The organism is Pseudoalteromonas xiamenensis (assembly GCF_030994125.1).
GTDB lineage: Bacteria > Pseudomonadota > Gammaproteobacteria > Enterobacterales > Alteromonadaceae > Pseudoalteromonas > Pseudoalteromonas xiamenensis_B.
Map to the genome: position 1 here is coordinate 2482174 of NZ_CP099917.1, position 12890 is coordinate 2495063.

11 protein-coding genes are annotated in these 12890 nt (G+C 43.2%); 3 read left to right on the forward strand and 8 right to left on the reverse strand.

Features of this window, described 5'->3' with window-relative positions; genetic code table 11:
* Positions 1 to 115: 115 nt before the first annotated feature.
* Positions 116 to 1495, forward strand: coding sequence for a replicative DNA helicase (gene dnaB / locus NI389_RS11575; protein ID WP_308360056.1), 1380 nt, complete (start codon positions 116 to 118; stop codon positions 1493 to 1495).
* Positions 1495 to 2574 (forward strand): alanine racemase, encoded by a 1080-nt coding sequence (gene alr / locus NI389_RS11580; RefSeq protein WP_308360057.1) that lies wholly within the window; start codon positions 1495 to 1497, stop codon positions 2572 to 2574. Before dnaB ends, alr begins: the two co-directional genes overlap by 1 nt.
* Before the next feature lie 53 nt (positions 2575 to 2627).
* Here alr and NI389_RS11585 read toward each other — a convergent pair whose 3' ends face one another.
* The 5 genes from NI389_RS11585 to NI389_RS11605 all read right to left on the reverse strand — a co-directional run bounded on the left by NI389_RS11585 (position 2628) and on the right by NI389_RS11605 (position 7598).
* Entirely contained in the window at positions 2628 to 3050 is a 423-nt protein-coding gene (locus NI389_RS11585; protein WP_308360059.1) for a secondary thiamine-phosphate synthase enzyme YjbQ, read from the reverse strand.
* Complete coding sequence (locus NI389_RS11590; protein ID WP_208842185.1) at positions 3047 to 3514, reverse strand: chemotaxis protein CheX; 468 nt, start codon at positions 3512 to 3514, stop codon at positions 3047 to 3049. Before NI389_RS11590 ends, NI389_RS11585 begins: the two co-directional genes overlap by 4 nt.
* 76 nt (positions 3515 to 3590) lie before the next feature.
* Positions 3591 to 4025 (reverse strand): transcriptional repressor, encoded by a 435-nt coding sequence (locus NI389_RS11595; protein ID WP_308360061.1) that lies wholly within the window; start codon positions 4023 to 4025, stop codon positions 3591 to 3593.
* Between the two features lie 146 nt (positions 4026 to 4171).
* Positions 4172 to 6640 (reverse strand): EAL domain-containing protein, encoded by a 2469-nt coding sequence (locus NI389_RS11600; protein WP_308360062.1) that lies wholly within the window; start codon positions 6638 to 6640, stop codon positions 4172 to 4174.
* Positions 6627 to 7598, reverse strand: a complete 972-nt coding sequence (locus NI389_RS11605; protein ID WP_308360063.1) for an ABC transporter substrate-binding protein — start codon at positions 7596 to 7598, stop codon at positions 6627 to 6629. The genes NI389_RS11600 and NI389_RS11605 overlap by 14 nt, the downstream gene beginning before the upstream one ends.
* A gap of 246 nt (positions 7599 to 7844) precedes the next feature.
* Between NI389_RS11605 and NI389_RS11610 the strand changes: the two genes are divergently transcribed.
* Positions 7845 to 10448, forward strand: a complete 2604-nt coding sequence (locus NI389_RS11610; protein ID WP_308360065.1) for a putative bifunctional diguanylate cyclase/phosphodiesterase — start codon at positions 7845 to 7847, stop codon at positions 10446 to 10448.
* 40 nt (positions 10449 to 10488) lie between these two features.
* Here the strand turns inward: NI389_RS11610 and NI389_RS11615 are convergent, their stop codons facing one another.
* The 3 genes from NI389_RS11615 to cysC form a co-directional block, all read right to left on the reverse strand.
* Entirely contained in the window at positions 10489 to 11295 is an 807-nt protein-coding gene (locus NI389_RS11615; protein ID WP_308360067.1) for an arylamine N-acetyltransferase family protein, read from the reverse strand.
* A 223-nt stretch (positions 11296 to 11518) separates the two neighbouring features.
* Positions 11519 to 12286: a 3'(2'),5'-bisphosphate nucleotidase CysQ gene (cysQ, locus tag NI389_RS11620; RefSeq protein ID WP_308360068.1), complete on the reverse strand. Its 768-nt coding sequence runs from the start codon at positions 12284 to 12286 to the stop codon at positions 11519 to 11521.
* Between the two features lie 3 nt (positions 12287 to 12289).
* On the reverse strand, positions 12290 to 12886 hold the full coding sequence (gene cysC / locus NI389_RS11625) for an adenylyl-sulfate kinase (RefSeq protein WP_308360069.1): 597 nt from the start codon (positions 12884 to 12886) through the stop codon (positions 12290 to 12292).
* Positions 12887 to 12890 lie beyond the last annotated feature (4 nt).

The following is a 12890-nucleotide window of genomic DNA, read 5'->3' on the forward strand; positions in this document are numbered from 1 at the left end:
TAATTGTCACCAGAAGCATCGTTTTTTTGGTTCTTCTGGTGATTTCCTTCCTGACGGTTTGCACATTCCTTCGAAGCCGATAGAATAGAGCTTCACTTCCAAGGTAATAAGCAAGATGGCAAGACCGGATAAACAAGTCGAATCACTAAAAGTCCCACCGCATTCCATTGAAGCCGAGCAATCGGTATTGGGTGGATTGATGCTGGATAACGAAGCATTTGACCGCGTGGCGGAGCTCGTTGTCTCTCACGATTTTTACACGCGAACGCACAAGCTGATTTTCGAAGCGATGGAAAAGTTGGTTGAACTTGGCCAACCTATCGATTTGATCACGATTTCCGAAACGTTGGAGAAGAACAATCAATTGGCGAGTGTGGGCGGATTTGCTTATTTGGCTGAAATCGCCAAAAACACGCCAAGTGCTGCGAACATAGATGCCTATGCGCACATCGTACGTGAACGAGCCGTTGTACGTGAAATGATTGGCGTGGCCAATGAGATTGCCGAAGCCGGTTTTAATCCTGAAGGTCGCGATAGCCATGAGTTATTGGATCTGGCTGAAAGTAAAGTGTTTAAAATTGCGGAAAAGCGAACAAAAAGTACGGAAGGCCCGCAAAGTATTCACGCCATTTTGGAAAAAACGGTAGATAAAATTGAAGAGCTCTATCAGTCACCACAAGATGGTGTTACTGGGGTTAGTACAGGGTACAACGACTTAGACAAAATGACGGCGGGTATGCAACCTTCCGATTTGATTATCGTAGCGGCGCGTCCATCTATGGGTAAAACTACGTTCGCCATGAACTTGTGTGAACATGCGGCAATGACGCAAGACAAGCCTGTGCTTATCTTCTCACTCGAGATGCCATCAGAACAGATCATGATGAGGATGCTCGCTTCGCTTGGTCGTATTAACCAAACTAAAGTCCGTACAGGCCAGTTAGATGACGATGATTGGGCGCGTTTGTCTTCGACGATGGGTCTTCTCATGGACAAAGGTAAGATGTATGTAGATGACGCGTCAGGTCTTACACCAACCGATGTGCGTTCACGTGCGCGGCGTATTGCGCGTGATCATGGCGGTATTTCTATGATCATGGTGGACTACTTACAGCTTATGCGTGTTCCAAGTTTATCGGATAACCGTACCTTAGAAATTGCCGAAATCTCACGTTCATTAAAAGCCTTAGCAAAAGAATTGCAGTGTCCAGTTGTGGCGCTGTCGCAGCTAAACCGTACATTGGAACAACGTGCCGATAAACGTCCTGTAAACTCGGATCTTCGTGAATCTGGGTCCATCGAGCAGGATGCCGACTTAATCATGTTCATTTACCGTGATGAGGTATATCACGAAGACAGTCCAGATAAAGGTATTGCCGAAATTATTATCGGTAAGCAGCGTAATGGTCCGATTGGTAAGGTTAGGTTAACGTTCCAAGGCCAATACTCTCGTTTTGATAATTACGCCGGTCCGGCATTTGAAGATGAGTATTAATGCGTTTAGTTGCTGCAGAAATTGATTTAGAAGCACTGTCTTTTAACCTTTCAAGAACCAAAGCATTTGCACCACAAAGCAAAATTATGGCGGTATTGAAGGCGAATGCGTATGGGCATGGATTGGTAAAGATTGCACAACATTTGGCGGAAGCGGATGCATTTGCGGTCGCCCGTATTGATGAGGCGTTAGCGCTTCGCGCAGGCGGGCTAACCAAGCCAATCGTGTTGTTGGAAGGGTTTTTCCATGAAGCGGATTTGCCAATTCTATTGGCCAACAATTTCCAGACGATTATCCACGATGAAACCCAATTGACTGCTTTGGAAACCGCTAATTTGGATGCACCCATTGCGACGTGGTTGAAAGTGGATACCGGCATGCATCGCCTCGGTATAGAACCCTCTCAGTTCGAATCGTTCTATCGTCGTTTAAAGGCCTGTGCAAATGCCAAACCGAACGTTAATTTGATGACCCATTTTGCGTGTGCAGATGATCTTGCCAATGACAAAACAACAAAACAAATTGATGCATTTCTGCATACTATAAACTCTCAACACGAAGCGCTTTGTCTAGCAAACTCTGCGGGGATCATCGGCTGGCCAAGCAGTCACGGCGATTGGGTGCGACCTGGTTTGATGCTGTATGGTGTGTCACCGATGGTTGGCCAAATTGGTTCAGATCACGGTCTTAAAGCCGTCATGCGACTTACGACGAAGGTCATCGCAATTCGCAAAGTTGCAAAAGGCGAAGGGGTGGGTTACGGTTCACGTTGGCAAGCGAAAGAAACTACCTATTTAGCCGTTATTGCTGTTGGTTATGGCGATGGATACCCAAGACATGCCAAAGAAGGCACTCCAGTCATGATTGCTGGCAAACGTTTTGGGATAGTCGGTAGTGTTTCCATGGATATGATCACCGTCGACATTGGTGACAATACCAATAACGTTAAAATTGGTGATGCCGTCGAAATGTGGGGCCCAAATCTGCCAGTTGAGGAAATTGCCGAGAGTGCGGGAACGATTCCGTATGAATTACTGTGTAACGTTACACCGCGAGTGAGCTACGAGTATTTAGGTTAAGTACGCGCATAATCCCCCCGTTGAAAGCCCATTTTACCCTATGTCGAATGGGTTTATTGCCCTTGAAGCGTTACTATCAGTTTTCGCACGCCACCATTATCGCGGTGTTCGCCGAGGTAAACTCCTTGCCAAGTTCCCATTTGCAACCGTCCAGCCTCTACAGGAATAGTCAAAGAAACGCCTAGAATGCTCGATTTGATGTGGGCGGGCATGTCGTCATCTCCTTCGTAGTCATGACGATAATACGATTGGCGCTCGGGAACAAACTGATTAAAATGGCTTTCCAAGTCCATACGCACCGTGGGGTCGGCATTTTCGTTGATGGTTAGACTCGCAGATGTGTGCTGCAGAAAAAGATGCAGGAGCCCGATAGAGCACTGTGACAGTTCAGGTATCGCATTAACTATTTCAGTGTCTATTAAATGAAAACCCCGAGAACGGGGTTTCAACGAGAGCGATTTTCTTACCCAAATCATAATTTATCGAAACTAACCTCGATATTGGCATTACCGTCAGGTGAAGTGAATGGCATGATGATTTTCGGACCTTCACATTTATGTGTAATAGTGTGCCCAGGACCGGATACAACAATCGGTGTAGCCATATCAAAGTCATAGCCTTTTTCGCCCAACAAATTCTTTGCGCCACCAGTCACCATGTTAGTGATTTCACCGACCATATCGGTGACTTCTTCATTTATTTTGTCTGGGCGTTCACCCAACATACGTTCCATAATGGCAAGCGCTAAACTTGCATCAAACGTAATTGAAAACGATCCCTTGGTTTGTGGGCCAACCATTCCTATAAGACCAGAAACATCACCGCGAGCCACTTCATCTTTCTTGATTTTTGGCTTACCTGGTGTCAATTCTGTTTGTGCCATAGTGGCTAAAACATTGATAAGAGAGGATAAAAAAGGGTTGATGAATTCTACATTCATTGTATTTTTTCCCTTACAAAAATTTCAAAATAGCAATGCTCATTCTTAAGTGTAGTGCTGATTTGATTTCCTGCATTTAATCTTTGCACTTTTCACAACGCCCATGAGCTTCAATGGTTTGCGCCGAAACAACAAAGCCATGTTCTGCCGCTAACGCGTTTAACTCATGCGATAAAACGCTTGAATGCAGCTCGTCCACTTGACCACATTTGTCACAAATGAGCAACTGCACGGGATGGTGGTGATCAAAATGTTGGCACAGCATAAACGCATTTGTGCTTTCTATTTTATGGATAAACCCCAATTCAGCAAGAAAATCTAACGCACGGTAAACCGTCGCAGGTTTTGCGCTGGTTTCAGTCACTTTGAGCTCTTCCAACAAATCATAGGCACCTACACCGCCTTGTTTACTGGCTAAGAGTCGAAAAACTTTTTCACGAATAGGGGTAAAACGCGCACCACGGTTATCGCAAACTTGTTTTGCCTTGCCTACCAACAATTCTACATTCATGCTCACACATCCTTAAACTACTCAACCATACTAACACAATCTAATTAATAGTCTTCATCGTTGATGCGATAATTCATGGCCGTTTTTTTAAACTGAGCACAATAATCAGTATGTTGCGTATTTAAAGTAGGTGCAAACAATAACGGTTAAGATCCGACATAGAGTGAATGGAAATGTGTGATTAACTCATCGAATACGTTAGATGGCATTGGTTTACCAAGATAAAAACCTTGACCAACATCACAGCCAAGTTTGGTTAACAGTTCCATTTGCTCTTCTGTTTCAATTCCTTCCGCGACCACTTTTAAACCGAGTCCATGCGCCATACTAATGATGGTATTGACGAGTTGTATGCCTGAATCATGGCCCATGTCCTGCACAAAGGATTTATCGATTTTAAGTACATCAAAAGGATATTGTCTCAAGTAGCTCAGAGAAGAGTAACCTGTACCAAAATCATCCATGGCAAGCATAAAACCCAGATCATGCAGTTGGTAAAGCGTACTCTTTACAGAATCATCACCGCTTAAGAGAAGACCTTCGGTGATTTCAAGTTCAATTTGTACTTTGGGATCCACGTTGTTCGCCATGAATTTCTGTAAGTCGTGGAGGAGTCTCACGTCTCTAAATTGGCGAGGAGAAAGATTTATCGCGATCCTTAAGGGATACGGTAAATCTTGTTGCCATGTTTGTGCGTTGGCAAGCGCTTCTCGAAGTACAAATTTACCCAGTTCAATGATGTAGCCATTTTGTTCCGCAACCTCAATAAACTCTGCAGGGGAAATGGGACCCAAGCGGTTGCTGTTCCAACGTAGTAGCGCTTCCGCACCGATCAACTTTTTGGTCTTCAAGTCGAACTGAGGCTGGAAGAAAACGGAAAACTCGTTTCGTTCCAACGCGCTTTGCATCATAGATTCGAGCTGTAAACGTCGCGCGAGTATTTCACTCATTTTTTCTGTATAAAACGAGAACGTATTGCGGCCTTGTCGTTTTGAGTTATACATCGCAGAATCTGCTTTACTGAGTAATTCTTGTGGAGAATCCGCGTCATTGGGGTACATGGCAATACCAAGGCTGAGAGATACTGAAAACTCTTTTTGGTCTATACAAAATGGACTTTGAAATAATTTGACCAAATTGTTTGCAATAGGCACCACATTACTTTGATCTCGTATTGATTTGAGCAAAATGATGAACTCATCTCCCCCCAGACGCCCGACAGTGTCTTGTTCACGCAGCGCACCTTGTAAGCGTTTTGCGGCATCGATCAGGAGTTTATCCCCAGTTTCATGTCCCGTAGAGTCATTCACCTTTTTAAAGTCATCTAAATCAATAAACATGACGGCTATCTGACCGCGTGTGCGTTTCGATTCAATGATCATTTGTGACAAGCGCTCTAGGACAAGATAACGATTCGGCAAGCCTGTTAAGGAGTCATAAAATGCGTGTTTAAAGATAAGCTCTTCTTGATGCTTGTGCTCGGTAATATCCCTGACGACCACCGCAACACTCTCATAGGCTTTTATCGGACTAAGTCTTGCTTCAAAGTGACGAACTTGACCCATGATGTCGAGCTCGTACTGAATCTCAGACAAAGTCTGTTTTTTAATGCACTCTTTTAATGCCCTTTCGAGTAAGTTTGCGACCGTTAACGGTAAAACCTCAGTCATTTTCTTACCAAGAAAATGACTTGGTGATGTGTAGAGCGCCTCAGGATTCGCGGTGTGGAACTGGGTAATTGTAGAATCTTGCTTTACGACAAAAAACAGGTCTGGAATGGCATTTAAGAAGCTTTCTAGTAACAGTTGTTTCTCATGACTGTTGGTTTTCGCTTGCTTTAAATCACGAACTTGGAGATGAAGCAGTTTAGCCATGGAGTTAAAGTTATTTGCCAGCGAAGCAAATTCACCGGTGCCATTGATTTCTAACTTGGTGACATCGGTATTTAAGCCAATTAATTGTGTTGCAGAAATTAGCTGCGAAATGGGTTTGAGCACGTAGATATGAATAAAATAGGCTAAGAACCCGAGCATTAGACAAATAAAAAATAAAAAGACGAAGCTTTTTTTAATGATTTGTTGCTCGATACGATAGAAGTCTTCTTGTAAGGTATATTCACCGTAAATAACGCCAACGACAAAGGGCCTAAGCTCATCATTTTTTGGCGTTCTTGCAAAAGGGAAATAGCCGATGAGGCGTTTTGATTGCGCATCGTAATGAACTGCGGGCTTGTGAACTTTTTGAACTTCTGACAGTGTGGCTTCAGAGAGAGGGTGGGGTAGTGCTTTGATGTCATGGCCAATAAACTTGGACTTTGAACTGAATTGAATGACGTGTTGGTCACTAAGGCCCAGCAAAAGCTCAAAATGAGTATCGATGTTACGAAGCTTAAATAGGCGTTCTACCTCGAGATTTTCCTCTCGTTGCACGTGTCTTTCGATATCGCGTGCCAGACCTGACATCGTGTTCACGAAAGAAAGTTGACTTTGTTGTACCAGATTTTGTGACTGTTCACTGTAGTTTAGCCAAACAATACTGCTCATCAATGACAATAAAAAGATGAGCATACAAACCGGTAGCCAAACTCGAATTCGTACCGCGTTAATAATCTTCACCCACTCTCTCCAAGAAGGACGCGTCAATAAAATCACTCGTATCTATATTTCGTCGGAGTAATTTGCGTTCTAGCATGATCTTTTTCAAACCAAGGAGTGTTTGATTGAGTTTAGGTGATGAGCCGCTTATCAGTTGTCGATTATGAGAGTAGTCAGGCAAGATAACGCCACCATATGCTTTCACTAATACATCCTTAGGTATTTTCATACTGGCTTCAAGTTGTGTTATGGCTTTTTCAGGGCTTTTCTGGAGGTATTTACGGGCTTGAAAATAGGATTCAAGTAGAGTTTGTAGCTGCTCAGGTTGATGATCAATGACCTCTTGTGTTGTGACTAACACATCTAGAATCACATTGGGCATGCTCTTGCTACTGTACAGTAATTTCGCCTCTTGATTCAGTAATTTTGTCTTAACAGGGTCGAAGGTAACGAGGGCATCATATTGGGCGTAACAATCAATGTGAGCATCAAAATTGCAGCTCTGAATGTCAACATCTTGGGGGGTTAGATCTGCGGATGCTAAAGCGCTATCAAGCAGTAAAGCGCCAACAGCATTATATTCAACGGCGACTTTTTTCCCTTTTAATTCAGCGATGTTCTTTATTTCAGGTTTAGCGAGCAATACATCCGAACCATCTGAGATATCTAATACTAGAATTAGTCGCACATCATAGTTGTCGTCAACGATCGTTAAAGCTTCATCCAAGGTCAGCGCCGCGACTTCTATTGAACCCGAACGGAAGGCATGGATCACCTCAGACGCTGACGGCATTTCAATCATCTTAATTTTTTGAGGTTCAAATAACCCCATATCATCAGCAAGATATAACGGTGTGTAGCCAATCCAGTTATTTGCAGCAACACGTAGATGAGTTTGATAACTCGGTTGGCACCCACTCAATATAATGAGGGCAATAAAGAAGAAGCTAACTTTGAAAGCATTCAATGATTGAATCATAGATGATGATGGCCTTGGCTTATTCGTTAACAAAAGTCTAGTCCAAAATTCTCAAAGCAAAATCACCAACAGGCCGTTTTTTGAGCTAATTCAAGTTTTTGGTCTTTGGTGAAGTCACGAAATGAGAAAACCCGCAATTAAACTTACTTTTTACATGGTTAATCTGATTGAGAATGAATATTAATAGCGTTAAATGGGCGGAGAAAGGTAATATGTACGGATGTGTTTTAGGTAATGAAATTGAGTATGCGCTCTGCAATCTGGTTATCTTCTTGTTATGTCGCCTTTATCTTGCTCTTTGGCTTATGTTTTTTCCAATTGAAAGGTTCTTTAGAAGAAAATACCTATTTGGAAGTGGATAAATCTCTCGGGAGCTACGCAGCACGGTTACAAGATAGATTTGTCCATATAGATCATATTTTAGATGCAACGCAGTCCCACTTACAAAGTACCGACAAGCAACGAGATCTCGATTTATTGTTTGATGCAGAGCACGATCACTTCGCTCCTTTACGCGCCATCGGTTATTTTACGCTTGATAATCATGGAAACAGCCAGGTGCGTTATCTGGCGGGAGAAGGGGCTATTTTCCCAAAAGGAATCGATTTGCAAGCGCAAACATTGCCAAATACCAAGCTCGGGAATAGCAGAGTTATTACATACTTCAATCTCGAAGGTAAGGCTCGCTGGCTTGTGATAAAAAAGCCTATGTTACAACTCCTCGCTGATAACGAATTTGTCGTTGCCATCCTTGATGCATCATTGTTTTTAGCTCAGGCTGTCGATGGTTACTCCGATTTAACGAACAATTTAGTTATTTCGTCAGTACACCAGACGCTTTATTTTGAAGGCGACGATGTGTTTTTTACTTCCCATCGTCGAGTTGAGCGACAAGTGCAGTTGGGTAATGGTTCGCTCATTTTAGACTTGGCGACCGTGATTCGAAAGGACGCAAATTCAGGGTGGGAGAACTACACCTTTCTGGCATTATTTTGCTTTGTCTCTTTTGTGGGCTGGATGTTAGTAACGTATATACGAACACTCACCCAGCAAAAGGCCATCATCACAAAGGCTGTTACAAACCAAACTGAGAAGCTAAAAAAGGCGAATAAAGCATCTCAAGAGGCCGCGCGACTTCGAACTGAGGCGTTAGAGCAACAACTCATCGCGGAGCGAAAATACAAAAGCCTTTTCATGCATACTCAAGAAGCGCTCATTGTTGTGGACGCCGATGGCGTGATTCAAGAATACAACCCTAAATTTGCTGCCCTTTTCTTGGGCGATATGGTGGCAAGTGAAGTAAGACTTGAAACGTGGATGGCGGAAGACGTGGACATTCAAATGTGGTTAAGCATAGTCCAAAACGGTGCCGATGTTGGTCAGTGGGAGTGGTTGGCACTTAGTCAAACAAAAGGCAGTTTGTGGGTTAAACTATCGGGCCAGTGGATAAAGAGCGGTGACGACCGTTTCTTTGAAGGACAGCTCAGTGATATTACCGACCAGATGCTACAACAATCACAATTAAAGTATCGAGCTGAGCATGACGACTTAACGGATCTATGGAATCGCTCTTCGCTGTTAAACGCAATCAATCAAGTGTGCCATGAGAATGAACCTGCCAATCACACCTATGCATTACTTTATCTAAATATTGATCGTTTTAGGCTCGTTAATGACACCTTAGGCCATGATATTGGCGATCAGGTGTTACTTGAATTGTCGAACCGTCTGCGATACCAATTTGCCGCAAACGGAGAAATTGCACGTTTAGGTTCCGATGAGTTTGCTGTTTTGCTGCCAATGTTGAATTTAACTGAGCCATTAGAAATCGAACTTGAGTCTTTTTTAATTGCCATGGCAAGGCCCATGCTATTGCAATTCAATTCACTGCTGGTGAGTGTCAGTATGGGGGTACGCCATTTTAAGCCAGGCACACCGACCAGTGCTGAAAGGTTGTTGCATGAAGCTGGATTTGCCATGGAAGAAGCTAAAAAACGAGGTAAAAATGGATATTGCGAGTTCACACCAACAATGGCGGTATCCAAAACTCGGCGATTGGAAATTGAAAAAGCATTGAGTGATAGGCTCGTTTTCGATCAATTCCACCTTGTCTATCAACCGATATTTGCTCGCGATGGAATTGAGATAAAGGGGTTTGAGGCACTTGTGCGTTGGCATAGTCCTGTATTAGGCGTCGTAAGTCCTACAGAATTTATTCCTATTGCTGAAGAAAGCGGCAAGATCCTCGCGTTGGGGGAATGGGTTTGTAAAACAGCTTGCGAGTTTATCGAGCACTCAAACAGGCAAGATTTTTTTGTCAGCCTCAATGTTGCTCCACTGCAACTTGAACAACCTGGATTTTATCGCTGGTTTATAGCGTTGATGGAAACTCACGGAATAACACCATCACAAATCAAGATTGAGGTGACAGAAAGTGCTCTCGTGTCCGCTGACACACAAATGACGGAGTCACTTGAGTTGCTCATTGAATCTGATATTGACGTGTATATTGATGATTTTGGCACAGGTCACAGTAGTCTTGCGCGGCTTAAATCCTTACCCGCAACCGGCCTTAAAATAGATAAGGCATTTGTTGACGATATGAGTCATTGCACAAAAGCCTATCGGCTTATAAAAACGATTGCTGCTATTGCGGAGAACTTTCAGCTTACTGTGACAGTTGAAGGCATTGAATCAGAGAGCCAATTCCGCGCGTTAGAACCTTTATACCATCATCAACTTCAAGGATTCTTGTTGGGCAAACCCGTGATACACACAGACGCAATTCAACTTATTCGAAGTCAACCAACTTGTGCGCAAGAGCGCACCATTGAAATAGAACCCACTTAATCAATGAGAAGAGAATGGTGAAGTAGGTTCTCTATTTCAATTATTGCGAAAGCATATTCGTTTTGGCTTTGTTGAAGATAAACTGACCATCCGTGTTGTTAAGTGACACTAAAAATTGCACCTCGATAACTTGCTTAAGTGCTTCAACAGAGGTTAATGTCTGTTCTTGACTGGTCTTGGTGGCAACATCATACGTTTTTAAGAGTAAGTTACGCAGCGTATGAATAGTGTGACCTTCATTTCTCGACAGCACTAAATTCTGCACAAACCCTGAAGATGGATGTTGATGTGAGAAAAAGTGTCCGACATTACAATCGTTTTCATTTGCATGACTGAAATCAGCGCTGTACAAAATGACCTCTTCGGGTTCAATCATTTTGATTTCAAATTCCTGTTCGTTCCTATCCACCCAATAACGCATTGAGCCGACTTCGACAAAACCGGAGCGTGTAACGTTAATTGGCGCGAGCGGATTTTTAGAACCAAACCCAACATCCACAACATAACTCTCGTTCCCCAAATGGACTAACGTGATGCGATGCGTTCTAGCATTGTCTTGTGCCCCACTTAGCTTTACGCGTGCTAGCAACAATTGCACGTCATACCCGAGGTATTTAAGAGCTTCAAAGGCGATTTTGTTGTGCTCGAAACAGTACCCGCCTTGGCGTTTTGCAATTAACCTGTCGAGGACCTCATCCAGTTCTAAAGGCAATAAATCGGGTTTCATCGCATTAATGCTACTAAAGCTGTAGTTCATTAAGTGCTTAGCTTGTAATTCTTGTATTTGCTTTAAGCCTAATGACGTTGTTTCCAAATTTAACGTGTCTAGGTAGGTTTGAATGCTCATCGTGGTTCTCTCTGATTTGTTATTGATAAGCAGTTTAAAACCTCAAGTTAAGTTAAGGTCAATATTCAAATACAACTTTTTACCCGTTTTATTTACAAATCGGTTTTGGAGGAAAAGAGGCGAGGGATTACGCAGATTAAAACAGCGTGTTAGGGGGAGGAGCTAAAATTATTCTAAAAGAGCAATACGACATCGGGTGTCGCATTGCTTGAGTGCTTGAAAATCACTTAATCCGTGACACGACAAAATACGGATTTAAGTAACTGTCTTTTTGGTTGTAGCGAAGTGGAGAACCATCAATATTAGTCACGGTTGCTCCAGCGATAGCAGCGACGGCGTGTCCGGCTGCGGTATCCCATTCACTTGTTGGGCCTAATCGAGGGTAAATATCGGCTTCACCTTCCGCAACTAAGCACAACTTCAATGAACTGCCTTTTGGGACCATGTCCACGTCATCAAATTGAGTCAAAAACTCCGCTAAATCAGGGGAAGGGTGAGAACGAGACCCTACCACTTTAATTACACCTTCATTAGGCACTTCAGTCACTTTGAGTTCAATTCGAGCTTCGCCAATTTCTTTGAACGCGCCAATTGCTTCGGCGGCTAAATAGCTGACATTGAGAGCAGGCGCATGAACTACGCCCAATACGGGGACGCCATTTCTGACAAGGGCGATATTGACCGTAAATTCACCATTTTTCTTGATGAACTCTTTCGTGCCATCAATCGGATCGACTAGCCAATACTGACTCCATGTTTGACGTTCAGTCCAACTAATGTCTGCGTTTTCTTCACTTAATACTGGAATGTGAGGTGTCAATTCAGTAAGACGAGCACTGATAATTTGGTGAGCGGCTATGTCAGCTTCGGTCACTGGACTTTCATCTTGTTTGTAGTCAATCGCGAAGTCTTTCGCATAGATGACCATGATGGCTTTTCCGGCTTCACGCGAAAGATTTAATACTTCTTCCAGTAGCTCCGTTTGGTTCATGGGTTATCCTATGATTTCTCTATCTTTTAAGTAGCTTAGTAACGTATTTATGGACTCGTTAAGTGCTAAGCGACTTGTATCGATGCGGATCTCAGGATTAACCGGAGGTTCGTAATCCGAATCTATACCAGTAAAGTGTTTTATTTCCCCAGCACGTGCTTTTTTGTATAAGCCTTTAGGATCACGCGACTCACACACATCTAAAGGGGTGTCTAAAAATACTTCAATAAATTCACCGTCCTCAACGAGCATTCTTACCATATCACGTTCTGCCTGAAATGGGGAAATAAAGGCAGTAAGGACAACTAATCCAGAATCGACCATGAGCTTTGCTACTTCGCCAACTCGGCGAATGTTCTCTACCCTATCTTCGTTGCTAAATCCGAGATCTTTACAGAGCCCATGACGAACGTTGTCGCCGTCGAGCAAATAAGTGTGTACACCGGACTGTTGTAATGCACTTTCAAGTGCACCGGCAACGGTACTTTTTCCTGACCCTGAAAATCCGGTGAACCAAAGGATACATGGTTTATGCTTCTTCTGTTCACTGCGTGTATGTTTGTTAACTGCATATTGATGCCAAACGATATTTTCATCCATTTTA